Raw genomic sequence first — 23,915 nt, forward strand, 5'->3', positions numbered from 1 at the left:
CGCTTAACTCCGAAACCCCTCGATCGGAGGGTAATGAGTACCGACGCGGCGAGCGACACGGACGCCGGCGGTGAGAGCGACGACGCCGGCGACGCCGCTTCCTCCGAGGCGTTCGTCCGGACCTGCGAGCACCTCGTCGAGCGCATCCTCGCGGGCGAAATCGAGCGCGACGACCTCGAGAGCGCCAAGCTCGACGCCTGCTCGGAGTTCGGCTCCCCGAAGGTGCCGAAGAACACCGAGATACTCGACCACGCGCCCGCGGAACACCGCGACGACGTGATCGAGGTGGTCCAGCGCAAGCCCGTCCGGACCGCCTCGGGCGTCTCGCCGGTCGCGATCATGACCTCGCCGGAGCTGTGCCCCCACGGGAAGTGCCTCTACTGCCCCGGCGGTCCGGCCTCCGAGTTCTCCTCCGCGCAGTCGTACACGGGTCACGAGCCGGCCGCCGCCCGCGGCGAGCAGAACGACTACGACCCGTACGGGCAGGTCACCCTCCGGCTCGAACAGCTCCGGAAGATCGGCCACCCGGTCGATAAGGTCGAACTCATCCTGATGGGCGGGACGATGACCGCGCGCTCGCACGACTACCAGGAGTGGTTCGTGAAGCGCGCCCTGCAGGCGATGAACGACTACGACCTCGACAAGGAGCCGGAGCCGGCCGAGGGCGAGTCGTTCGCGCCCGCCCCCGAGGAGACGGAGTTCGAGTATCTGGAGGACGTGATCGCGGAAAACGAGACGAACGCGATCCGCAACATCGGCACCACTTTCGAGACGAAGCCGGACTGGTGCGATCCCGAGCAGATCGACCGCATGCTCGATCTGGGCGGCACGAAGGTCGAGGTCGGCGTCCAGACCACCTACGAGCGGATCAACCGCGAGATGCACCGCGGCCACGGCAACGAGGCGAGCCGGAACGCGAACCGCCGCCTGCGCGACGCCGCGTTCAAGGTCGGCTTCCACATGATGCCCGGCCAGCCGGGGATGACCCGGGAGATGTGTCTGGAGGACTTCCGCCAGCTGTTCGACAATCCCGACTGGCGCCCGGACTACCTGAAGATCTACCCCACCCTCGTCGTCGAGGGCACCCGGGTGTACGACCGCTGGCGCCGCGACGACTTCGACCCGCTCACCAGCGAGGAGGCGGCCGACGTGGTCGCCGACGCCATGGACCTCATCCCGAAGTACACGCGGCTCCAGCGCGTCCAGCGCGACATCCCCGCCGACTTCATCGACGCCGGCGTCCAGAAGTCGAACCTCCGCCAGCTCGCGGCCCGGCGCGCCGAGGAGAAGGGGATCGTCCAGCGCGACATCCGCGCCCGCGAGGTCGGCCACAACGACGCCGACCCGGACCCGGACGACGTCGAACTCGACGTCACCACCTACGAGGCCGGCGGCGGGACGGAACAGTTCATCGCCTTCGAGGACCCCGTCCGCGACCTCCTCGTCGGGTTCTGTCGCCTGCGGTTCCCCTCCTTCGCGCCCGACCAGCCGGGCGCGCCGGGCACCGAGAGCGACCCGATCCGCCCCGAACTCGAAGACGCCGCGCTGGTCCGCGAGCTCCACGTGTACGGCAACGAGGTCGGCATCGGCGGCGACGGCGACTGGCAGCATCAGGGGTACGGGACGAAGCTCCTCGAACGCGCCGAAGAGCTGTCTCGCGAGGCGGGCTACCGGAAGATTGCGGTCATCTCAGGGATCGGCGCCCGCGAGTACTACCGGAACAAGCTCGGCTACCGACAGGACGGGCCGTACGTGTCGAAGCGGCTCTGACCGGATCGAGAGCGGTCCGGTCGCTCGCTTCGTCGCCCCCGCAGTCCCCACCGCACCCACAACGACACGCCTTTTTCCGGCCCGCCGGTTGCTTTGGAGTATGGACCAGAAGCGGGAGCTGTCGAGCATCGACCTCGCCGCGCTCGTCACCGAGCTGAATCGGTACGAGGGCGCGAAGGTCGACAAGGCGTACCTCTACGACGACGACCTGCTCCGGCTGAAGCTCCGCGACTTCGACCGCGGCCGCGTCGAGCTCATGATCGAGGTGGGCGACGTGAAGCGCGCGCACGCCGCCGACCCGGACCACGTCGCGGACGCCCCGGGCCGCCCGCCGAACTTCGCGAAGATGCTCCGGAACCGGATGTCCGGCGCCGACTTCGCGGGCGTCGAGCAGTACGAGTTCGACCGCATCCTCACCTTCGAGTTCGAGCGCGAGGACCAGAACACGACGCTCGTCGCGGAGCTGTTCGGCCAGGGGAACGTCGCCGCGCTCGACGAGACGGGCGAGGTGATCGGGGCGCTCTCGACCGTCCGACTGAAGTCACGCACGGTCGCGCCCGGCTCGCAGTACGAGTACCCCGCCTCCCGGCTGAACCCGCTCGACGTGAGCTACGGCGGGTTCGAGCGCCACATGCGCGAGTCGGACAGCGACGTGGTGCGGACCCTCGCCACGCAGCTCAACCTCGGCGGGCTGTACGCCGAGGAGGTGTGTACCCGGGCCGGCGTGCCGAAGGAGACGCCCGTCGAGGAGGCGACCGACGACCAGCTCCGCGCGCTCCACGACGCGCTCGCCCGGATCGACGAGCGGCTCCGCTCGGGCGACGTCGACCCTCGCGTGTACGAGGAGTCGATCGACGGCGGCGAGGGGAGCGACGGCGGTGAGAGGAGTGCTGGAGACGACGGGAGCGACGGAGACGACGACATCGACCCCCGCGTCGTCGACGTGACGCCGTTCCCGCTCGCGGAACACGAGGACCTGCCGAGCGTCGGGTTCGACTCCTTCAACGACGCCGTCGACGAGTACTTCTACCGGCTCGGGAGCGAGGACACCGCCGAGGGCGAGTCGCCCGCGGACGCGAGCGCGTCCCGCCCGGAGTTCGAGGAGGAGATCGCCAAACAGGAGCGGATCATCGAACAGCAGGAGGGAGCGATCGAGGGGTTCGAGGAGCAGGCGCAGGCGGAGCGGGAGCGCGCGGAGCTACTGTACGCGAACTACGACCTCGTCGACGAGGTGCTCTCGACGGTGCGGGAGGCCCGCGAGAACGACGTGCCGTGGGACGAGATCGAAGCGACCCTCGACGCCGGCGCAGAGCGAGGAATTCCGGCCGCGGCGGCCGTCGTCGACGTCGACGGCGGCGAGGGGACGGTGACGGTCGAACTCGCCGAGGATAGCGACGACGGGGACGACGGGGGGACGACCCGGATCGAGCTCGACGCGAGCGAGGGCGTGGAGGTCAACGCGGACCGCCTCTACCAGGAGGCGAAGCGCGTCGAGGAGAAGAAGGCGGGCGCGAAGGCGGCGATCAAGTCGACCCGCGAGGAGCTGGAGGCCGTCAAGGAACGGAAGCGGGAGTGGGAGGAGACGCAAGCGGCCGACGACGGCGCGGAGAGTGGCGGCGACGGCGGTGACGGTGCCGATGAGGACGAGGCGTACGAGACCGACTGGCTCTCGCGCTCGTCGATCCCGATCCGGAGTCCGGACGACTGGTACGACCGCTTCCGGTGGTTCCACACCTCGACGGGCTACCTCGTCATCGGCGGGCGCAACGCCGACCAGAACGAGGAGCTGGTGAAGAAGTACATGAGCAAACACGACCGGTTCTTCCACACGCAGGCGCACGGGGGACCGGTGACGATCCTGAAGGCGTCCGGCCCGTCGGAGTCGGCCGACCCGGTCGACTTCTCGGAGGAGACGCTGCGGGAGGCCGCGCAGTTCGCCGTCTCCTACTCGTCGGACTGGAAGGACGGCCGCGGCGCGGGCGACGCGTACATGGTCGAGCCGGATCAGGTGTCGAAGACGCCCGAGAGCGGCGAGTACATCGAGAAGGGGAGCTTCGTGATCCGCGGCGACCGCACCTACTTCGAGGACGTGCCCTGTCGGATCGCGGTCGGCGTCCAGTGCGAGCCGGTCACCCGCGCGATCGGCGGCCCGCCGTCGGCGATCGTCGACCGCGCGGCCGCGCACGTCACCTTCGAGCCGGGGATGTACGCACAGAACGACGCCGCGATGATGGCGTATCGGGACCTGAAAGAGCGGTTCGCGGACCAGTCGTTCGTGCGGAAGGTCGCGAGCGCGGACCGGCTACAGGAGTTCCTCCCGCCGGGCGGGTCGAACATCGTGGACTGAGGGGTGGTCTCTCGTGCCGGCGCATCGAACCCGAAGCCGCACCCCGAACGCGACGTTTTCAAGCCTCCGCGACCGAGGGGCGCCATGGCCTTCGAATCGCTGCCGGAGGGGTGGCGGGTGTGGAACGAGGAGCCGAGCGGGCGGGCCATCCTCGTCTACCGCCCCGACGTCTTCGGGACCGGCGACCTCCCGGACGAGTGTCTCCCGACCATCTACCTGACGAACGGCTCCCGGAACGCCCGGCCCGGCTCCGGCCAGTACGCGACCGACGAGTGGCACGTCGTTCTCTTCTTGGAACCCGAGATCGAGGCGGTCGCGGAGACGTACGAGAGCCGCGAGGCGGGCGCGGCCGGCGCGGTCGACGTCGCGGAGCGGTTCGTCGCGGGCAAGGTGGATTACCGGGGCGCGTATCAGGTGCCCCGAGAGGACTACTTCGCACGCCTCGACGAGTTCGTCGGGGGCGAGGAGACCGCCTGACGACGCGGCGGCTGCGAGAGTTTTATCCACGATTACGCATAATATAGTGTGAGAAGGGGAGCGATACGCCACGAACACGAGGATTTTTATCGCCGCCCGCCCGACCCTCGCGTACATGAACGCCGGTGGGGACTACGGCGACGACGAACCGCGGGAGAAGTGCGGCGTCGTCGGCGTCTCGCTCGAGGACCGGGAGGCCGCGCGACCGCTGTACTACGCGCTGTACGCGCTCCAACACCGCGGTCAGGAGTCGGCCGGGATCGTCACGCACGACGGGTTCCAACAGCACAGCCACGTCGAGCGCGGACTCGTCGGCGACGCGTTCGAGGAGGGGGACCTCGCGTCGCTGTCGGGCGGCACCGGCATCGGCCACGTGCGCTACCCGACCGCCGGCAGCCTCGACAAGAGCTGCGCACAGCCCTTCTCCGTCTCCTTCAAGTCCGGCTCGCTCGGCCTCTCGCACAACGGCAACCTCGTCAACGCCGACGAGGTCCGCGAGGAGCTGGCCGCGGCGGGCCACGCGTTCACCTCCGACGGCGACACGGAGGTGATCGCCCACGATCTCGCGCGCAACCTCCTCGAAGAGGACCTCGTGCGCGCCGTCAAACACACGATGAACCGCATCCACGGCTCCTACTCGCTTGCGATCACCCACGACGACACCGTGCTGGGCGTCCGCGACCCGCTCGGGAACCGCCCGCTGTGTCTCGGGAAGATCGACGGCGGCTACGTCCTCGCGAGCGAGTCCGCCGCCATCGACACGCTCGACGGCGAGCTGATCCGCGACGTGCGCCCCGGCGAACTCGTCGTCTTGGACCCCGACGGCACCGGCTACGACACGTACCAGCTCGTCGAGCGCGAGTCGACCGCCCACTGCTTCTTCGAACACGTCTACTTCGCTCGCCCCGACTCCGTCATCGACGAGAACCTCGTGTACGAGGTGCGGCGCTCGCTCGGCCGGAAGCTCTGGGAGGAGTCCGGCGTCGAGTCCGACGTGGTGATGCCCGTCCCCGACTCCGGGCGCGCGTTCGCCTCCGGCTACGCGGACGCCGCGGGCGAGACCACGGCCGACGGCGAGCCTCGGGCGGCCGACGACGGCGGCGTGGAGTTCGCGGAGGGGCTGATGAAGAACCGGTACGTGGGTCGGACGTTCATCATGCCGACGCAGGACGAGCGCGAGCGCGCGGTCCGGCTGAAGCTCAATCCGATCAAGTCGACGGTCGAGGGGAAGTCGGTCACCATCATCGACGACTCCATCGTCCGCGGGACGACCTCGACGCAGCTCGTCGAGCTGGTCCGCGAGGCGGGCGCCGAGGAGGTCCACCTCCGGATCGGTGCGCCGCCGATCCTCGCGCCCTGCTACTTCGGCATCGACATGGCGACGCGCGAGGAGCTGATCGCCGCCGACGCCTCGACCGAGGAGATCCGACAGGAGGTGGGCGCCGACTCGCTGTCGTACCTCTCCATCGACGCCGTCGCGGAGGCGGTCGGCGAGAGTCGCGCGGACCTCTGTCTCGGCTGCGTCACCGGCGAGTACCCGTTCGACGTCGAGGGCGAGGCGACCGACCGCGACGTCGACGCGCCGGTCTCGGACCCGACGCCCGCGGACGATTAGCGGTCTCTTTTCGGCGGCGATCCCGCACACGTTCGCTGACGGTCCGACCGCTCGGGACGTATCGGGGGCTTAAATACGCTCACGATCAGACGTGGAGGTATGACACGGAACGCCGACGCTGCCGCCGAGGGCGACGACACCGGGTCGATGAGCCGTCGCGGGTTCTTCCGCGCCGGGGCAGCCGGGGCGGCGGTCGCCGCAGGCGTCGCGGCCGGAAGCGGGACCGCTGCCGCGCAGTACGACGGCTGGCTCGACGACGTGAGCAACTACGACGGGACCCACGACTACCGCGGACAGGACGAGGTCACCGTTCGGGTCGGGGCGGGCGAGAACGGACTCCGGTTCGGTCCCGCCGCGATCCTCATCGATCCGGGCGCGACCGTGGTCTGGGAGTGGACCGGCCAGGGCGGCGGCCACAACGTCGTCGCGGACGACGGCACCTTCGACAGCGGGTCGGCGGTCCCCGACGAGGGGACGACGTTCGAGTACACGTTCGAGGACGCCGGCGAGGGCGACACGTTCAACTACTACTGTGGTCCGCACCAGTCGGTCGGCATGAAGGGCGTCGTCGCGGTCGGCTCCACCGACGACGACCTCGTCGACCCGCAGGCGGAAGGCGACGGCGGCGACGGCGGGTCCGGGGGCGGCGCGTCCGAGGGCGGCGCGTCCGGCTACGGCACCTGGTTTGAGAACGTCGGCAACTACGAGGGGACGCGGGACCTCCGCGGGGAAAGCGAGGTCACCGTCTCCGTCGGCGCGGGTGAGAACGGCCTGCTGTTCGACCCGCCCGCGATTCTGGTCGACCCCGGAACGACGGTGGTCTGGGAGTGGACCGGCCAGGGCGGCGGCCACAACGTCGTCGAGGAGAACGACGTCTTCTCCAGCGGGGAGCCGGTCGCGGAGGAGGGGACGACGTTCGAGTACACGTTCGAGGACGCCGGGGAGGGCGACGTGTTCCGCTACGCCTGCGAGCCGCACCAAGGCGTCGGGATGAAGGGGGCGGTCGCGGTCGGCGCAGTCGACGACGACCTCATCGGCGGCGACGGCGGTGACGGCGGCTCCGGCGGCGGTCGCAGCCTCTCGGCGAGCGACATCGGCACCCTGGCGCTCGGCTTCGGCTTCGCGGGCGCGCTGCTCGTTCCGCTGTTCTACGCGGCACACCAGAAGGCCGAGCGGAACGCGTAGTCGACCCGTCTTCCTCTCCGGACGTTCGGTCAGTAGAGATGGTACAGCAGGAGGTACACGCCGATCCCCATCGTGAACGAGACCAGCCAGAGGACGGCGCCGACCAGCCCGACCTGCGCGTGTCGCGTCTCGTAGAGGTCCTCGAACGGCCGGGTCGCGGCGAGGAAGAGCGCGTGGAAGACGAACGGGATACAGACGATCGCGAGCAGGATGTGGATCGCGAGGAACGGGAGGTAGAGGTACGAGTAGACGATCTCCGGGCCGGGGAACTCGGTGGTGCCGACGTGGATCAGCCGGTAGAGGTACGCGCCGAGGAACGCGGCGAACAGCGCGAACGAGGTCACCATGAGGTTCCGGTGGCGTTCGACGTTCCCGCGCGAGATCGCTCGCCAGCCGAGGAGGATCGTGGCGATGGCGGTCGCGGAGACGGCGGCGTTGAAGTGCGGGATCGCGGCGAGGACGGCGTCGCTCGCGCGCGGTAGCAGCGAACTCGGGACGACGCCGCCGACCGCGGCGAAGACGAGCGCGAGCGCGGCGACGGAGGCGACGGCGGTCAGGACGGAGACGTTCTCGCGGGCCCAATCGGACATGTCCGTGCGGTGGGACGCGACCCCCAAACGCGTGCCGGTTGCGGTCGAGGCGTTCCAGTTGCGGTCGAGGCGTGCCGGTTGCGGTCGAGGCATGCCGGTTGCGGTCGCCGAGTCGCGGCCGCGTCCCGCCGCCCGTCGGTCTGCGAAACCCCGCCACGCTCCCGCCAAATGGAAGGGCTTTTAATTAGGGGAAGGGTACGTGGAGACGCGACAGAACACCGCGAGCGTGGGTAGCCAAGCCAGGCCAACGGCGCAGCGTTGAGGGCGCTGTCCTGTAGAGGTCCGCCGGTTCAAATCCGGTCCCACGCATCGCTCGGGGCACACCCCCAACGATGCCGGTGTTGTCTACACGACAGCACCCACGCATAATTCCTTTCGAACGTTACGCGACGAGTGACGAGTACGATCGGAACGCTGTGATCGTGAACCCCTCCAAAGCCGCAGCCGCTCGTTTATAAATAGCTACTCGCAGATCGGCGGCGAACACTCCAAAGCCCCAGCCGGGAGGCGGGCGCAGGCGACGCAAGCACCGCAGGGAGCGAACGAAGTGAGCGACCGAGGAGCACAGCAAGCGTGCGCCCGCCTCCCGGCTGCCCCCCTTGAGTCCCACCCCGCACAGCACCGCAACCGCACCTCACGCCTCCCCAGCCTCGTCAGTCGCCGTCGCTTCGCTCCGGCGACTAACTCCCTCGCGCGTGCGACTCGCGCCCTGCGGGCGCTCGTCGGCACGCGCCACCGCCGCGTTTATTTATAAGTACTATCGGGAGTACCACTCCCCATCGCTCGCGCGAACTGCCACCCTTTTAGTCGCGCGCCGTCGGAGTGAGGCGTAATGAGTACGGACGCGACCCCCGAGTACGACTACGAGGAGCTGGGGCTCGTCGCCGGGCTGGAGATCCACCAGCAGCTCGACACGGCGACGAAGCTGTTCTGCGACTCCCCGACCGTCGAGCGCGACCCGGACGAGGCCGACCGGTCGATCACCCGGCGGCTCCACCCGACGAAGAGCGAACTGGGCGAGCTGGACGACGCCGCGATGGAGGAGAGCCGCGTCGACCGCGAGTTCACCTACCTCGCGTACGACACCACCTGCCTCGTCGAGGAGGACGACGAGCCGCCCCGGCGCGTCGACGGCGAGGCGCTCGCCGTGGCGCTCCAGATCGCCGACCTGCTTGACCTCTCCGTCGTCGATCAGGCCCACGTGATGCGGAAGCTCGTCATCGACGGCTCGAACACCTCCGGCTTCCAGCGCTCGATCCTGCTCGGGCAGGACGGCGAGATCGAGACGAAGTCCGGCTCGGTGTCGGTCGTCGACCTGATGCTCGAAGAGGAGTCCGCCAAGCGCGTCGAGGAGACCGAGGAGGGCGTCGTCTACTCGCTCGACCGCCTCGGCGTCCCGCTCGTCGAAATCGGGACCGGCCCGGACATCCGTAGCCCCGAGGGCGCGCGACAGGCCGCGGAGCGCATCGGGATGCTGCTGCGCTCGACGGGCGCGGTCAAGCGCGGGCTCGGCACGATCCGTCAGGACGTCAACGTCTCCATCGCCGACGGCGCCCGCGTCGAGGTGAAAGGCGTCCAGGACCTCCAGGGCATCGAGGACATCGTCCGCGGCGAGGTCGGGCGGCAGGCGGAGCTGCTCGCGATTCGGGACGACCTCCGCGAGCGCGACGCGAGCGTCGGCGACGTCTCCGACGTGACCGACGTGTTCGCCGACACCGAATCCGGCGTCATCCGCGGCGCGCTCGACTCGGGCGGGAAGGTCACCGCGGTCCCGCTGTTCGGCTTCGACGGCCTCGTCGGCCGCGAGATCCAGCCGGACCGCCGGCTCGGCACGGAGCTCTCCGACCACGCGAAGCGCCACGGCGCGGGCGGGATCTTCCACACCGACGAGCTGCCGGCCTACGGCGTCACCGAGGCGGAGGTCGACGCGCTCCGCGACGCGGTCGACGCGGGCGACGACGACGCGGTCGCCATCGTCGCGGCCGATCCGGAGACCGCCGACCTCGCGATCGAGGCGGCCGCCGAGCGCGCCGAGACCGCCATCGAGGGCGTCCCCGAGGAGACCCGCGGCGCGAACGACGACGGCACGACGCGCTACCTCCGGCCGCTCCCGGGCGCCGCGCGGATGTACCCCGAGACGGACGTGCCGCCGGTCGAGCCGGACCCCTCGGACGTGGAGACGCCCGAACTACTCGACGAGAAGGCCGAGCGCTACGCCGACGAGTTCGGACTCGACGCCGGTCTCGCAGAGCAGGTCGCGTTCGGCCAGCGGTTCCCGCTGTTCGAGACGGCCGTCGACCGCGGCGTCGACCCCACCTTCGCAGCGTCGACGCTGGAGTCGACGACGACGGAGATTCGGCGCGACGGCGCTCCCGTCGAGAACCTCACCGACGAGCACTTCCTCGACCTGTTCGCCCTCGTGGAGGACGGCGACCTCGCGAAGGAGGGCGTCCCCGAGGTGCTGACGACGCTCGCGGCGGACCCCTCGCTGTCCGCGGCCGAGGCCGTCGAGGAGGCGGGCCTCTCGGGAGTGAGCGAGGACGAGGTCCGCGAGGCCGTCGTCGAGGTCGTCGAGCGCAACGCCGACCAGATCGAGGCCGAGGGGATGGGCGCCTTCTCGGGACTGATGGGCGAGGCGATGGGCGCGCTCCGCGGGAAGGCGGACGGCGAGGTGGTCTCCGACGTGTTGCGCGAGGAGATCGGCAAGCGGTCGTAACCGGATTCGACGGTCACGGGCGAAACTCTCCCGGTCCGCGAAACACCTGATATCCCCGACATTTTTCTCCGTCGGTGCGGAAGCCGATTCCATGAGAGAGCCGTTCGACCCGGGGTTCGACTTCGACCGCGGGACGGTCGCGGCGGTCACCGCGACGACGGTCCTCCTCTGTGCGACCGTGCTGTTCGTGTTGGACCGCCCCGCGTGGATGCTCCCCGTCGCCATCGCCGTCGGCGGGTTCGCGACGGCGCTCGGCGGCTTCTACGACGCGAGCGCGAACAACGCGCTCCTCGGCGTGGCGCTCGGGACGCTCCCGCTGTACATGCTCGTGTTCGTCTACCGGATCGGCGGCGTTCCGACCCCCGGAACCGACCCCGACCTGCTGTTCGCGACCGCCGTCTACTCGATGGCCGACATGATCGGCTACATCCCCATGATGGCGGTGTTCGCCTACCTCGGCGCCACCGCCGCCGACCGCGCCCGGCGTCGCTTCGAGCCGCCGGTCGGCTACCGCGACCGCGAGGAGACCCGGCGGATAACCGGTCTCGACGACGAGACGCGCTGACCGGCCGGTCGTCGATCCTCCCGTCAGTCGGTCAGCACTTCGATCAGTTGGTCAGCACTTCGATCAATCGGTCAACTCTTCGATCAGCGTGTCGAGGTCGTACGTCGCCGGCGCGCGCGACTCGTCACGCAGGGTCGCGATGGTGAACGTCGAGTTCGTGCGCTCGACCTGCGGGATCGCCTCGAAGTCGCTGATGAGCCGCTCGACGGTGTCCGACGAGGAGAGGCGCGCGAGGACGACGAAGTCCGTCTCGCCCATCGTGAAGAACGCCTCCGTGACGCCCTCGACCGCCAACAGCTCGTCGGCGAACTCCTCGTAGGGCCCCTCGTAGCTCGCGAGCACCTCGACGATGACGGTGACGCCCAAGCCGAGCGCCTCGTGGTCGAGGTCGTACAGGTCGTTCTCGATGACGCCGTCCTCGCGCAGGTTGTTCAGTCGGTAGTGGATCGTCGACACCGGAATGCCCGTCTCCTCGTGGAGTCGCTCGGGGCTTCCGGTGCCCAGATCGGAGATGGCCTTCAACAGCCGCACGTCGCGCTCGTCCATACCCCGGGATCGGACCCCGATCGGTTGTATATGTCGACCGACAGGGTTGGATCCGAGTCCAAGATACCGACGCATATCGGAACTAAGTCGGATCTAATTCGTATGTCTGATTGATCATCTCGAATATTGGAATATTCCGGAGTGTAGTTTAACTATCGTCGTGTATTTCGAACAGATAACGAATGAAGCTCGCAAAACTCCTCTCTACTCCGGAAGCGATCGTCGGCGCGTTCCTCCTCCTCGCGACGCTGTGGGGAACCTCCTTCGTCGCCATCGAGGCCGGTCTCCACTACTTCCCGCCGCTGCTTTTCGCCGGCGTCAGGTACGTAATCGCCGGCGCGGTCGTGTTGGCCTACGCCGCGGTCGCCGCGGACCGGTGGCTCCCGCGGGGCCGCGACGAGTGGCTCGGCGTCGCCGTCGCGGGCACCTTCGTGATCGCGGCGTACCACGGACTCCTCTACCTCGGCGAGATCCGGATCTCCGGCGCCGTCGCCGCCGTCGTGGTGAGCCTCGCGCCGGTGTTGACGGCCGTCTTCGCGGCCGCGCTCCTCCCGAACGAGCGGCTCGGACCCGTCGAGATCGGCGGGTTCGCGCTCGGCGTCGTCGGCGTGGTCGTGGTCGCCGACCCGGCCGCGGCCGGACTCGGCAGCGCGGCGGTCGTCGGCGTCGCGCTCGCGTTCGCGGGCGCGGTCGCCTTCTCGCTGGGCGCCGTCCTGCTCCGGCCGCTCCGAACCGATCTCCCGATCGCCGCGCTTCAGGGCTGGGCGATGGTGATCGGGGCCGGGCAGCTGCTCGTCGCCGCCGTCGCGATCGGCGAGTCGCCCGCCGCGATCGTCTGGAACCAGACGTCTATCGCGTCGCTCGCGTACCTGACGCTGCTGTCCGGCGTCGTCGCGTTCCTCCTGTACTTCGCGCTGCTCGACGCCGTCGGCCCGTCGCAGCTTCACCTCGTCGGCTACGCGGAGCCGGTCGTCGCCGCGGTCGGCAGCTGGGTCCTGCTCGGCCACCTCATCGACGCCGAGGCGCTGATCGGGTTCGTCGCGATCCTCGCCGGCTTCCTCGTCTTGGAACGGCAGGAGATAGCCGACTACGTCGGTATCGACCGGCTGACGCGGTAGCGACGGTCAGAACTGTCTCTTTGCCGTTCGAGAGGGCTTAGCCCTCGATGTCCTGACTCAGTCCCGTGCGGAGGTCGCGACCGAAGTAGTGCCCGAGCAGCGCGAGGACCAGGCCGACGCCGCCGCCGACCGCGACGAGGGGGAGCCCCCACTGCGAGAGGTAGTCGATCCCGATCGGCAGGAAGCCGACGCCGAGGACGCTCGTCACCGCGCTCACCGCGCCCGCCGCGGCGCCGGCGATTCCCGTCTCGACGTACCGGCGCGTCGACAGCACGAGACCGAGCAGGAACGCGGCGAGGAACACGCCGCCCGTGGTGCCGACCGTCCCGCCGATGAGCGGGATCAGGCTCCCGGCGAACGCGCCGACCGCGACGGTAACGAGCGCGAGCGCGAACGCCTTCGCCGAGAACCACCGGCCGGAGACGCCGATTCTGCCGGTTTCTCCCGTACTCCCGGTACTTCGGGCGCTTCCCGCGCTCGATTCGGCAGCCGCGGGGGCGCCGGAATCGGCATCGGACTCCCCCTCGCCGCTCGCGAGGTCGTCGTCGAGGAGTTCGTCGAGGTCGTCCATCGGATCGCCCTCGGACGACTCGGGCTCCTTGGAGGGTTGCATACCGGAGCGTTCGGCCCCGCGGACTTGGCTTTTGTGCCGCGGGTTGCGTTCGTGCCGTCGAGTTCGTGCCGTCGAGTTCGTGCCGTCGAGTTCGTGCCGCCGAGTTTGAACCGTCGAGTTCGTGCCGCCCGTCGCTGCGCGGTCGCGTGTGACGCGGTACCGCTCGCCGTTTCACCGGAAACGAGGTGTCCCCCTGCCCGAATCCGACCCTACTCACCCTCTACTCTCCGGCGTCCGCCTCCGGGTCGGACCGCCGCTCGCCCCACATGCGCTTGTCGACGAGCGCGACCGTCTCGCCGCCTCTCCCGCCGTCACCGTCGCCATCGTCGGAACCAATCATCGTCAGCCCTTCGCGCGCCGGACGGAACGCGTCCGGGACCCGGAACGGCTTTCGGCGCGGGCGTCGGAACGGACGGCATGGACACGCGTCGCGCGCTGCTGGACGCCCTCGCGGCCGACGACGGTCCCGTCTCCGGTCCCGCCCTCGCCGACTCGCTCGGCGTCTCGCGGGCGGCCGTCTGGAAGGCCGTCGAGGCGCTCCGCGAGGAGGGGTTCGCGGTCGAGTCGACCCCGGACGGGTACGTCGCCCCCGATGACCCGGGGTACTCAGGCCCGGGCATTGAGTTCGGACTCGACGCGCCCTACTCCGTGGAGTACCGCGACCGGATCGCGTCGACGAACGAGCGGGCCCGCGAACTCGCGGGGGAAGGCGAAGCCGGCGTCGCCGTGGTCGCCGACGAGCAGACCGGAAGCCGAGGCCGCCTCGACCGCGAGTGGGTGGCGCCGAGCGGGGGCGTCTGGCTGTCGATCCTGACGCGCCCCGACGTGCCGACGGCGCGGGCGCCGCTCTTCACCCTCGCGGCCGCGGTGGCGACGACCGACGCCGCCCGCGAGGCCGGCGTCGACGCGCACATCAAGTGGCCGAACGACGTGCTCGTCGGCGGCGACGCGGGTGAAGAGGGCGACGACGACTCGGACGCGACCGGCCGCGGCGGGCGAAAGCTGGCGGGGATCCTCACCGAGATGGAGGGGGAGGCCGACCGCGTCGGCTGGCTCGTCGTCGGCGTCGGCGTCAACGCCGACCTCGACCTCGAGACGCTGCCCGAGGGGGCGACGTCGCTGTCGGCGGAGCGCGGCGAGCGAGTCGACCGTCGGCACTTCGCCGCGACGCTGCTCGAACGCTTCGCGGAGCTGACCGAGTCGCTCGAGGCGCTCAACCGGGTGCTCCCGGCGTGGCGCGAGCGGGCGAGCACGCTCGGACGACGCGTTCGAGTCGACACCGCGGACGGCCCCGTGGAGGGCACCGCGGTCGACGTCGCTGAGCCGGGCGCGCTCGTGGTCGACACCGACGAGAGGCGGCGACGCGTCCACGCGGGCGACTGCGAGCACCTCCGCGACGCGGAGTGACGGCGGCCGGCCGTCCGGGGGGCGCGGCGACCGAGTCGTCGCGGCTCCCTATCCCGTCTCGGTCGCGTCGGAGACCGATCCGTCCGCGTCGGTTCCGCCGACGCTCGCGGAGTCGGTCGCACTCGCGGAGTCGGTCGCGCTCGCCGCTTCCTCCTCGTCGCCGATCCGGACGGTCAACACGGGGACCGACGACCCGCGGACGACCTTCTCCGCGACGCTGCCGAGGAGGAGTCGGTCGATTCCGCCGCGGCCGTGGGTCCCCATCACGACGAGGTCGCAGCCCGTCTCCTCGGCGTGAGTGATGATCTCGCGGCTCGGCGACCCCTCGACGACCGCCGTCTCGACGTCGACGCCGCGGTCGGCGGCCAGCTCCTCCACCGTTTCGAGCGCGGCCTCTCCGTCGTCGTACAGCAGGTCGCCGACGCCCTCCCACGTCGTCTCCATCGGCATCCCGGCGTACCGCGCGGTGTCGACCACGTAGATGGCGCGGACCGAAGCCCCGTGGACCGCGGCGAGGTCGAGCGCGTGGCACACCGCCAGCTCCCCCTCCGAGGAGCCGTCGGTCGGGACCAGGATCCGGTCGTATAGGGGCATGTTCACGTGTACCATGTCACCGACGACGGATAACCCTTTGCGGTTCTTGCCGGTTCCTCGCCCTCAACGGGCGCCGTCAACGCCGATCGACGCTCGCGGCGACGGTCCCGACGAGGCGCGCGTTTATGCGGCGTCCCGCCGATGGGACGGTATGTCCGACGAGATCAACCTCTCCCGGCTCGAACCGACGCTCGAATCCCACGCGTACCCCGCCGAGCGCGAGGCGCTCGCCGAGTCGTTCGCGGGCACGACGGTGTTGTTCGCCGACGGCGACGCCGACCTCGGTGACCTGCTCGCGGACGTCGACCAGCAGACGTTCGAAAGCGCCGCCGACGCGGTCGCCGCGCTCCAGAACGTCCTCCCGATCGAGGCGCTCGGGGAACCGGGGCAGTCCGACGGCGACGCCTGAGCAGTCCGACGGCGACGCCTGACCGCCCCCGAATCCCGCCCCTCGTCACCGCTCCCCACGCCACGGCGCGTCTCGCATCGCTTTTTACCGCGGATCGCGCACTGGTGGTAATGAGCTACCGGATCGGACTCGTCGGCAAACCCTCGGTGGGGAAGTCGACGTTCTTCAACGCCGCGACCATGAACGACGTGCCGGAGGGCGCGTACCCGTTCACCACCATCGACCCGACCGTCGGCGAGGCGTACGTCCGCGTCGACTGCGCCGCGCCCGAGTTCGACGAGACCTGTACGCCGAGCGTCGGCGTCTGTAGCGAGGGCACGCGGTTCGTCCCCGTGAAGCTGGTCGACGTGGCCGGGCTCGTCCCGGGCGCCCACGAGGGGCGCGGGCTGGGTAACCAGTTCCTCACCGACCTCAACGAGACCGACGTGCTGATCCACGTCGTCGACTTCTCGGGGAAGACCGACATCGAGGGCGAGGCGACCGAGGGCCACGACCCGCGCGAGGACATCGACTTCTTGGAGGAGGAGTTGGACGCGTGGTACCTCGACGTGTTAGAGAAGGGACTGGAGAAGTTCGAGACGCGGTACCACGGCGCGGACGCGGCCATCGAGCGGGAACTCGCCGAGCAGATGTCCGCGTTCGGCACGGACAAAGACCGGATGAAGCGGACCATCCTCGCGCAGGGGCTGGAGCTCGACCCCGAGACGTGGGACGAGACGGACAAGGTCGAGCTGGCCCGCGAGATCCGGAAGCGGACGAAGCCGATGGTGATCGCCGCCAACAAGATGGACACGCCCGAGGCGCAGGCCAACTGGGAGGAGATCACGACCGACCCCGAGTACGACCACCTCTCCTTCGTCCCCGCGAGCGCCCACGCGGAGAAGGCGCTGAAGAACGCCGACGACGCCGGCGTCGTCGACTACACCCCCGGCGACGACGCGTTCGAGGTCGTCGGCAACGTCTCCGGCGAGCAGAAGGCCGGACTCGATCAGATCGGCGAGTTCGTCGACGAGTACGACGGCACCGGGGTCCAGGGGGCGCTCGAAGCCGCCGTCTTCGACGTGTTGGGCTGTATCGCCGTCTTCCCCGGCTCCGCGAACGGGAGCAAAGACGAGAAAGGGGTGTTCCGCGACTGCTTCATCCTCCCCGAGGGGTCGACCACCGAGGACTTCGCCTTCCACATCCACTCCGACATCGGCGAGGGGCTACTCCACGGCACCGACTGCCGGAGCGGCCGGCAGGTCGGGACCGACCGCGAGCTCTCCCACCGCGACGTGATCGAGCTGGTCTCGACGAACCAGGCCGCGCCGTAGTCGGCCCGGAACTCCCCGGTCCCCGCCTCCGGGAACTCCGATCAGCTATTACCCGCCGCGGTCCAACCCGACACCATGGAACGGACCGTGACGGTCGAACCCGAGGCCGGACTCCACGCGCGACCCGCCTCGAAGCTGGTACAGACGGCGAACCGATTCGACGCCGACGTGTCGATTGGCCGCGCCGCCGACGGCGACGACGGACTCGTCCGCGCCGACAGCATGCTCTCCGTGAGCGGGCTAAACGTCGAACACGGCGAGTCGGTCCGCGTGGTCGCCGAGGGTCCCGACGCCGAGGCGGCGCTGGACGCGGTCTGCGACCTGCTCACGAGTCCGGTGGAGGAGGACGCGGACGGGAAGGAAACCGAGACCGACGGCGACGACACGGAGGACGCCTCGTGAGGACGCTCGACGGCGTCGGCAGCACGCCGCGCTCCGGGGTCGGGACAGTGCGCTGGTACCGGCCGGACGCCGACCTGACGCTTCCCGACCGCCCCGACCCCGAGTCGGTCGACGTCGACGCCGAACTGGAGCGGTACGAGACGGCCCGGGACGCGGTCAGGTCGGCCCTGCGCGACGCCCGCGACCGGACGGCCGAACGCGTCGGCGAGGAGGAGGCCGCGGTGTTCGAGGCTCACGAGGGGTTCCTCGACGACCCGACGATAATCGAGGACGTCGAGACCGCTATCCGCGACGGGACGCCCGCGGCCCACGCCGTCGCGGACCGGTTCGACGAGGCGGTCGCGCAGTTCGAGGGGATGGAAGGTCGGATGGCCGAGCGCGCCGACGACCTGCGCGACGTCCGCGACCGGCTGCTCCGCGCGCTCCTCGACGCAGACGGAGGCGGGCCGGCCGCCACCGACCTCGCCGCGCTCCCGGCCGGCACGGTCCTGCTGGCGGAGCGGCTCACGCCGAGCGACACCGCCGCGCTCGACCCCGACGCGATCGCGGGGATCGCGACGGTCGAAGGGGGCCGGACCTCGCACGCCGCGATCATCGCGCGGTCGCTCGCCATCCCCGCCGTCGTCGGCGTCGGCGAGGCGCTCGAATCGATCGCCGACGGTGAGACGGTCCTCGTCGACGGCGACGCCGGAACGCTCGTCGTCGACCCCGACGACGAGCGCCGCGCCGCGGCGGAGGGGACCGGACCGGCGGTGATCTCCGAGCGCGTCGCGACCGCCGACGGTCGGCCGGTCGAGGTCGCGGCCAACGTCGGCGGAGAGTCCGAACTGGACCCGGCCGCCGAGCGCGGCGCCGACGGAATCGGGCTGTTCCGGACCGAGTTCCTCTTCATCGACCGCGAGGCGCCCCCGACCGAGGCGGAACAGTACGAGACGATCACGGCCGCGCTGTCGGCGTTCCCCGAGGACCGCGTCGTCGTGCGGACGCTCGACATCGGCGGCGACAAGCCCGTTCCGTACCTCGATCTCTCCGACGAACCGAACCCGTTCCTCGGTCGGCGCGGGGTCCGGCTGTCGCTCGACGAGCACGCCGACCTCTTCGAGACGCAGCTCCGTGCGCTGCTCCGCGCGGCCGCGACGGAACACGGCGACGACCTCGCCGTGATGTTCCCGCTGGTCACGCGGGTCGAAGAGGTCGAGCGCGCGGTCGAGACGGTCGAATCGGTCGCGGCCGACCTCGCCGACGAGGGCGTCGACCACGCGGTTCCCGACCTGGGCGCGATGGTCGAGACGCCGGCGGCGGCGTTCGTCGCGGACGCGCTCGCCGACCGGCTCGACTTCCTGAGCGTCGGGACGAACGACCTCGCCCAGTACGTGATGGCGGCCGACCGCGGCAACGACGCCGTGGCCGAGTACCACGACCCGCTCCACCCGGCGGTGTTGCGCGCGCTCGACCGCACGACCGCGGCCGTCGAGGAGACCGACGCGTGGGTGGGGATGTGCGGCGAGATGGCCGGGGACCCGGCGCTGACGGAGCTGCTCGTCGGACTCGGCTTCGACGAGCTCAGCATGAGCGCGGTGACGGTCCCGGACGTGAAACGGCGGATTCGCGAGGTCGACGCCGACGCCGCGGCGTCGCTCGCGATCGACGCGCTCGCCTGCGAGACGCGCGGCGAGGTGCTGGACGTGCTGGGACTCGACGACCGCGAGGGGTAGGCCGACGGGAGGATCGGGACCGGCGGCGGAGGGGGCCGGGACCGGTGGCGGAGCGGTCCGAGACCTACAGCTTCTCGATGTCGCGGGCGGCCTCCGCCTGCTCGCGGACGGACTCGACCGTGGCCGACGGATCGGTGGCCGCGACCGCCGCGTTGACCGCGCCTTCGAGGACGGGTGCGTCCGCGATCACGGCCTCCGCGTCGCTCAGTTCGACGGCGACGTCCGCGTTCATCACCGCGCTGCCGAGGTCGACGAGGACGACGACGCCGTCGGACTCGGTCGCGTCGCCTCTGTCCTCCGCGTCGGTCGCGTCTCCCTCGTCCGTCCCGCCGGCCGCGGCGTCGATGGCGTCCCCGATCGCGTCCGGGACGGTGCCGATCCCGCCCTTCCCGTCGCCGCCGACCGGTTCGATGCGGGTGTCGCCGGCCATCTCGGCGGCGACCTCCGCGATCCCCTCGGCGGCGCGCTCGCTGTGCGAGACGACGACGATCCCGACCATCAGTCGTCCTCCGAGGCCGCAGCGGGGTCGTCGCTCGCCTCCTCCGGGTCGTCGTCCGGGATCGTCGGCGAGGCGGCGTCGGTCTCCGGCACGTCGACGTCGAGCCGCTCGGCGGCGACCGCGAGCAGCTCCTCGAGGATGATCAGCGCGCTCGTCGCGCCCGGGTCCTGGTGGCCGACGGAGCGCCAGCCGAGGTAGGAGGCCCGGCCCTTTCGCGCGCGGATCGGGACGGTGAACGCGACGCCGCGCTCCGCGGCGTCGACCGCCTTCGCGAGCGCCTCGATCGGCTCTACGTCGTCGACCTCGATCGACTTCTTGAACGTGTGGACCGCGGGCGTCAGCGCGTCCACCATCGTCTGGTCGCCGACGCGCGCGTCGCCTCTGTCCTCGACCTTCTCGAGGTACGTCTCCGCGAACGCGACCGCGGTCTCGGGGGTGACCCCCTCGTCGAGCTCGCCCGCCGCGAACACGAGCGACCCGCCGAACAGCGGGCCGGCCGCGCCGCCGACCTCGGCCATCAGCGTCTTGCCGACCGTCTTCGCGACGGTCTCGGCGTCCGGGTCGTTGAGGTCGCGCGCGGCGTCGGCCGCCTCGGCCCACCCGCGAGCCATGTTCCCGCCGTGGTCGGCGTCGCCGATGGCGGAGTCCAGTCGGGTCAGGTGGTCGCGCTCCGCCTCGATGCGCTCGGCGACCGCGTCGACCGCCGCCACGACGGCCGCGCCGTCGTCGGTCATGTCGTCGTCAGCGCCGGGGTGTCGGCCGGCGCGTCGAACAGCTCCTTCAGTTCGTCGTCGACCGCGCACACCGTGATCGACGCGCCGGCCATGTCCAGCGAGGTCATGTAGTCGCCGACCCACGCGTCGTAGGTCTCGAGGCTGCGCTCGCCCAGCAGCTCCTGAAGCCGCCGGTTGACGACGAACAGCTCCATCTGCGGCGTGGCGCCCATCCCGTTGACGACCGTGAGCACCTCCTGCCCCTCGTCGAGGTCGAGGTCGTCGAGGACCGCGTCGGTCAGCTCCTCCGTGACCGCGTCGGCGGGCATCGCCTCGGTGCGCTCGGTGCCCGGCTCGCCGTGGATCCCGATGCCGAGTTCGATCTCGTCGTCGCCCAAGTCGAAGGTGGGTTCGCCCTTCTCCGGGGTGACACAGGAGGTGAGCGCGGTGCCCATCGTGCCGACGTTGTCGACCACCTTCTCGGCGACGCGTTTGACCTCCGAGAGGTCGGCGCCCTGCGCGGCCTTCGCGCCCGCGGCCTTGTGGACGAGGATCGTCCCGCAGACGCCGCGGCGGCCCGAGGTGTACAGCGAGTCCTCGACCGCCACGTCGTCGTCCACCACGACGCTCTCGACCTCGACGCCCTCCATCTCCGCGAGTTCGATGGCGGTCTCGAAGTTCATCACGTCGCCCTCGTAGTTCTTGATCACCGCGAGGACGCCGTCGCCCGCGTCGCAGGCGCCGATCAGCTCCTCGAACTCGTCGGCGGTCGGCGAGGAGAACACGTCGCCCGCGGCCGCGCCGTCGAGCATGCCGTCGCCGATGTACCCCGCGTGGGTCGGCTCGTGGCCGCTTCCCCCGCCCGTGACGATCCCCACCTTCCCCTCGACCGGCCCGTCGTCGCGGACGAGCACCTGCGTGTCCGGCAACCGCCGCAGGCGGTCGGGATGCGCCGCGGTCATCCCGTCGAGCATCTCGTCGACCACGTCGTCCGGATCGTTGATCAGCTTCTTCATGTTCGATCGAAACGACTCGCCCGGACCGGTTAAACGTAGTGGGAAACGGGGGGTGTCACCCCCGCCCGCGGGCGGTCCCCGCCCTCGCTCGTCCGCTCCCCGCCCGTCGCTGGTCCCCCTCGTCGCTCGCCGTCGGTCAGTTCGGTTCGAGGTCGAGGGAGCCGCACTCCCGACAGCGGAACACGCCGGCGTCGGTCCGGTCGGGAACGCGGAACTCGTGGCCGTTCTCGCAGACGCCGCCGTCGTCGAACGCCTCGTCGCTCGGTTCGAGGTCGGTCGACTCGCAGGCCGGGCAGGCGAACGCGCCGTTGCTCAGCTGCGTCGGCTCGACGAAGTAGTGGCCCTTCCGACACCGCCCGCCGTCCTGAATCCCGTCCGTGCTCGGCGAGACGTTCTTGACGTTGCACTTCGGGCAGTAGTACGTCCCGTCGCCGGCCTGCTTCGGCGACGCGAAGTAGTGGCCGTTCGTACAGCTACCGCCGTTGTCGAAGGGATCCATACCCCGCTCCACGGGGAACTGCGTGTAAACTGCTGTGGTCGGGGTCGTTCAGGTATTTCGAAACGAAACTCAATACGGCCGTGACGAGAGCAACGAGAACGGCTATCCGCGGGACGTGAAGGGGTCGATAGTCAACAGCGTGCCGGCCTGGGAGGACCAGCACGAGACGCTCGTGGGCGCTGACGGTAGGTACGCGCTCGTGTGGTATCGAGCGGAAGGCAGAGAGATAACCGTCATGTCGTCGCGCACGGTCCGCGCTCGGGACTTGGAGATAACGAACTGGACAAATCCGGGAGAGACGCACTATCGGAGTCACAGTCGCGAGGCACAGATCTCCGTGAGCCGGCTCCAGCCGTGAACTCTGGATACTATAGTGCCGATCAAATTGCCCACTCAGGAACCACTTCTTGGATCTTCTCGCTTAATGCTTCTCTCGATTCCGCCTGAACAGATGCGTTATCAAGCTTGCTTAGAAGCTTTTCTTTTGGAAAGTCTTCAGATAGAAGTAGATATATCACAATACAATTGCGTGTGTAATCTACAATATCAGATACTAGATCTTCTCCGTAGTCTTGATCTGTTTCCGACCCGTGTACGTATCGACTTCTAATTGAATAAGCAGTTTTGATCTTTCTACTAATTTCAATGGGTTGATGCCCGAATAAGCCAAGTAATATGTCCGCTCTTCTAGAAAGGCGCTCTGACAACTCACCTTTCTCCTCATCTTTGAGTAACATCGCCTCTAAAGACATGATTGCCGAGGTTAACTGTGATTCTGGCGAATCATTTTCTTCTATTGCATTTTCATATCTATCAAACGAAATAGTTAGATAATCTTGTTCATCAGTAGAGTAGAGTCTTTCTTCTACAACTTCATACATATGCGTGTAGAAAAGTGACAAATCTGATATTTCCGATTCTGATATAGTATAACTAAATGGAGTATCTGGAGAATTATACCTGCCAGGTAAAGGAAATGGCTTAATAATAGACTCTGTATGAAGGTCGACTTTCATTGAGGAGACAGATCCCACATCATATAATTGTAGTACCGAGATCATAACCTGTATAGTATCATAGATATCCCTGCGGTCTGGGGCACGCTTAGAGAACTCAATAATAGCCGTAGGTGCCCGCTCGGGCATTCCGGTTGCTCTTCGATTGAACCCTGCGTCATCCTCAATACGAATCTCCTCTACAAGATCATCTTCATCTGGCTTTCTAATGGTGATATTTTCTTCCAGTTGTACAGAATCATCCTCAATATCCAACCCTAAAATCCAAATTTTAGGATTCCAAGAGATAGGGGCGCTGTCTATTTCCGACGTGAATATTGAAATGTGTCTCGCTATGTCCCTATCAGAAACACCGTTTTTTGCTCCGTTCAGTATAGATTGAATATATGCAGTAACCGATGACTCTGGACTAGGGACGATTAAACTCTCAAATTCGCGGCTCTCAACCTCACTAATTACCCGATCATATATTTCTGTCTCTTGTAACTGTTGAGAAGTATCTCTCAACACATCGGTACTAATCTCATTCTTGTTACTCTCTTCCTCGGTAGTTCTAATGATCCTACTACCGTCTATACTATCGTCTATTGTTTGGTAACGTCTTTCCAAATATGGGACTTCGGTAGTCTCAATTATATCGCCATCGGAGTTGGACTGTGCGATTTCAATGGCCTCCTCAGCAAGATCGTATAGGAGTGAGTGAAGGTCCTCCCTAGTCTGACTCATGAAAAATTAACCACACCCCTCTCATGTAAAGGATCCCCTATATGACACGAAAGTATGGAAGAAT

23 protein-coding genes and 1 tRNA gene are annotated in these 23,915 nt (G+C 68.5%); 15 read left to right on the forward strand and 9 right to left on the reverse strand.

Annotation, left to right across the window (positions count from 1 at the left end; translation table 11 throughout):
- The first annotated feature begins 33 nt into the window (after positions 1 to 33).
- From J2744_RS00195 to J2744_RS00215, 5 genes are all read left to right on the forward strand, one after another.
- The gene (locus J2744_RS00195; protein WP_209542995.1) at positions 34 to 1,770 is read left to right on the forward strand and encodes a tRNA uridine(34) 5-carboxymethylaminomethyl modification radical SAM/GNAT enzyme Elp3; all 1,737 of its coding nucleotides are present in this window, start codon (positions 34 to 36) and stop codon (positions 1,768 to 1,770) included.
- Between the two features lie 100 nt (positions 1,771 to 1,870).
- Entirely contained in the window at positions 1,871 to 4,117 is a 2,247-nt protein-coding gene (rqcH, locus tag J2744_RS00200) for a ribosome rescue protein RqcH (protein WP_209542996.1), read from the forward strand.
- Positions 4,118 to 4,201: 84 nt separating this feature from the next.
- Complete coding sequence (locus tag J2744_RS00205) at positions 4,202 to 4,594, forward strand: DUF5820 family protein (protein ID WP_209542998.1); 393 nt, start codon at positions 4,202 to 4,204, stop codon at positions 4,592 to 4,594.
- Between the two features lie 115 nt (positions 4,595 to 4,709).
- Positions 4,710 to 6,209, forward strand: coding sequence for an amidophosphoribosyltransferase (purF, locus tag J2744_RS00210; protein ID WP_209543000.1), 1,500 nt, complete (start codon positions 4,710 to 4,712; stop codon positions 6,207 to 6,209).
- Positions 6,210 to 6,308: 99 nt separating this feature from the next.
- Positions 6,309 to 7,394 (forward strand): halocyanin domain-containing protein, encoded by a 1,086-nt coding sequence (locus J2744_RS00215; protein WP_209543002.1) that lies wholly within the window; start codon positions 6,309 to 6,311, stop codon positions 7,392 to 7,394.
- A 29-nt stretch (positions 7,395 to 7,423) separates the two neighbouring features.
- Here the strand turns inward: J2744_RS00215 and J2744_RS00220 are convergent, their stop codons facing one another.
- Positions 7,424 to 7,984 carry a DUF420 domain-containing protein gene (locus tag J2744_RS00220; RefSeq protein ID WP_209543004.1) on the reverse strand — a complete coding sequence of 187 codons (561 nt, stop codon included), beginning with the start codon at positions 7,982 to 7,984 and terminating at the stop codon, positions 7,424 to 7,426.
- Positions 7,985 to 8,208: 224 nt separating this feature from the next.
- Here J2744_RS00220 and J2744_RS00225 point away from each other — a divergent pair.
- From J2744_RS00225 to J2744_RS00235, 3 genes are all read left to right on the forward strand, one after another.
- Positions 8,209 to 8,293: transfer RNA gene (locus J2744_RS00225), tRNA-Leu, on the forward strand.
- 523 nt (positions 8,294 to 8,816) lie between these two features.
- Positions 8,817 to 10,700, forward strand: a complete 1,884-nt coding sequence (gene gatE, locus J2744_RS00230; protein WP_209543006.1) for a Glu-tRNA(Gln) amidotransferase subunit GatE — start codon at positions 8,817 to 8,819, stop codon at positions 10,698 to 10,700.
- 91 nt (positions 10,701 to 10,791) lie between these two features.
- Positions 10,792 to 11,265: a hypothetical protein gene (locus J2744_RS00235; protein WP_209543008.1), complete on the forward strand. Its 474-nt coding sequence runs from the start codon at positions 10,792 to 10,794 to the stop codon at positions 11,263 to 11,265.
- Positions 11,266 to 11,328: 63 nt separating this feature from the next.
- On the opposite strand, the gene J2744_RS00240 is transcribed toward J2744_RS00235, so the two are convergent.
- On the reverse strand, positions 11,329 to 11,811 hold the full coding sequence (locus tag J2744_RS00240; RefSeq protein WP_209543010.1) for an Lrp/AsnC family transcriptional regulator: 483 nt from the start codon (positions 11,809 to 11,811) through the stop codon (positions 11,329 to 11,331).
- 182 nt (positions 11,812 to 11,993) lie between these two features.
- Here J2744_RS00240 and J2744_RS00245 point away from each other — a divergent pair, with 182 nt between their 5' ends.
- Positions 11,994 to 12,929 carry a DMT family transporter gene (locus J2744_RS00245; RefSeq protein ID WP_209543012.1) on the forward strand — a complete coding sequence of 312 codons (936 nt, stop codon included), beginning with the start codon at positions 11,994 to 11,996 and terminating at the stop codon, positions 12,927 to 12,929.
- Positions 12,930 to 12,966: 37 nt separating this feature from the next.
- On the opposite strand, the gene J2744_RS00250 is transcribed toward J2744_RS00245, so the two are convergent.
- Positions 12,967 to 13,542: a hypothetical protein gene (locus J2744_RS00250; RefSeq protein ID WP_209543014.1), complete on the reverse strand. Its 576-nt coding sequence runs from the start codon at positions 13,540 to 13,542 to the stop codon at positions 12,967 to 12,969.
- Positions 13,543 to 13,959: 417 nt separating this feature from the next.
- Between J2744_RS00250 and J2744_RS00255 the strand changes: the two genes are divergently transcribed.
- Positions 13,960 to 14,949 (forward strand): biotin--[acetyl-CoA-carboxylase] ligase, encoded by a 990-nt coding sequence (locus J2744_RS00255; RefSeq protein WP_209543016.1) that lies wholly within the window; start codon positions 13,960 to 13,962, stop codon positions 14,947 to 14,949.
- A gap of 48 nt (positions 14,950 to 14,997) precedes the next feature.
- Here J2744_RS00255 and J2744_RS00260 read toward each other — a convergent pair whose 3' ends face one another.
- Positions 14,998 to 15,543 (reverse strand): universal stress protein, encoded by a 546-nt coding sequence (locus J2744_RS00260; RefSeq protein WP_209543017.1) that lies wholly within the window; start codon positions 15,541 to 15,543, stop codon positions 14,998 to 15,000.
- A 151-nt stretch (positions 15,544 to 15,694) separates the two neighbouring features.
- Between J2744_RS00260 and J2744_RS00265 the strand changes: the two genes are divergently transcribed.
- From J2744_RS00265 to ptsP, 4 genes are all read left to right on the forward strand, one after another.
- Complete coding sequence (locus tag J2744_RS00265; protein WP_209543019.1) at positions 15,695 to 15,952, forward strand: DUF5789 family protein; 258 nt, start codon at positions 15,695 to 15,697, stop codon at positions 15,950 to 15,952.
- 110 nt (positions 15,953 to 16,062) lie between these two features.
- Complete coding sequence (locus tag J2744_RS00270; protein WP_209543022.1) at positions 16,063 to 17,265, forward strand: redox-regulated ATPase YchF; 1,203 nt, start codon at positions 16,063 to 16,065, stop codon at positions 17,263 to 17,265.
- Between the two features lie 75 nt (positions 17,266 to 17,340).
- Positions 17,341 to 17,667, forward strand: coding sequence for an HPr family phosphocarrier protein (locus tag J2744_RS00275; RefSeq protein ID WP_209543024.1), 327 nt, complete (start codon positions 17,341 to 17,343; stop codon positions 17,665 to 17,667).
- The gene (gene ptsP, locus J2744_RS00280) at positions 17,664 to 19,382 is read left to right on the forward strand and encodes a phosphoenolpyruvate--protein phosphotransferase (protein WP_209543026.1); all 1,719 of its coding nucleotides are present in this window, start codon (positions 17,664 to 17,666) and stop codon (positions 19,380 to 19,382) included. The genes J2744_RS00275 and ptsP overlap by 4 nt, the downstream gene beginning before the upstream one ends.
- Positions 19,383 to 19,446: 64 nt before the next feature.
- Here ptsP and J2744_RS00285 read toward each other — a convergent pair whose 3' ends face one another.
- The 4 genes from J2744_RS00285 to J2744_RS00300 form a co-directional block, all read right to left on the reverse strand.
- A complete protein-coding gene (locus J2744_RS00285; protein WP_209543028.1) occupies positions 19,447 to 19,881 on the reverse strand; it encodes a PTS-dependent dihydroxyacetone kinase phosphotransferase subunit DhaM in 435 nt (144 codons plus the stop codon).
- A complete protein-coding gene (gene dhaL / locus J2744_RS00290; RefSeq protein ID WP_209543031.1) occupies positions 19,881 to 20,615 on the reverse strand; it encodes a dihydroxyacetone kinase subunit DhaL in 735 nt (244 codons plus the stop codon). The genes J2744_RS00285 and dhaL overlap by 1 nt, the downstream gene beginning before the upstream one ends.
- Entirely contained in the window at positions 20,612 to 21,610 is a 999-nt protein-coding gene (dhaK, locus tag J2744_RS00295; protein WP_209543033.1) for a dihydroxyacetone kinase subunit DhaK, read from the reverse strand. Before dhaK ends, dhaL begins: the two co-directional genes overlap by 4 nt.
- 136 nt (positions 21,611 to 21,746) lie before the next feature.
- The gene (locus tag J2744_RS00300; protein ID WP_209543035.1) at positions 21,747 to 22,109 is read right to left on the reverse strand and encodes a hypothetical protein; all 363 of its coding nucleotides are present in this window, start codon (positions 22,107 to 22,109) and stop codon (positions 21,747 to 21,749) included.
- 34 nt (positions 22,110 to 22,143) lie between these two features.
- On the opposite strand from J2744_RS00300, the gene J2744_RS00305 reads away from it, so the two are divergent.
- Positions 22,144 to 22,467 (forward strand): hypothetical protein, encoded by a 324-nt coding sequence (locus J2744_RS00305; RefSeq protein ID WP_245203106.1) that lies wholly within the window; start codon positions 22,144 to 22,146, stop codon positions 22,465 to 22,467.
- Positions 22,468 to 22,489: 22 nt separating this feature from the next.
- Here the strand turns inward: J2744_RS00305 and J2744_RS00310 are convergent, their stop codons facing one another.
- Positions 22,490 to 23,851 carry a HEPN domain-containing protein gene (locus J2744_RS00310; RefSeq protein WP_209543037.1) on the reverse strand — a complete coding sequence of 454 codons (1,362 nt, stop codon included), beginning with the start codon at positions 23,849 to 23,851 and terminating at the stop codon, positions 22,490 to 22,492.
- Between the last annotated feature and the right edge of the window lie 64 nt (positions 23,852 to 23,915).

Origin of the sequence: Halorubrum trapanicum (genome assembly GCF_017873555.1) — an archaeon.
Lineage (GTDB): Archaea > Halobacteriota > Halobacteria > Halobacteriales > Haloferacaceae > Halorubrum > Halorubrum trapanicum.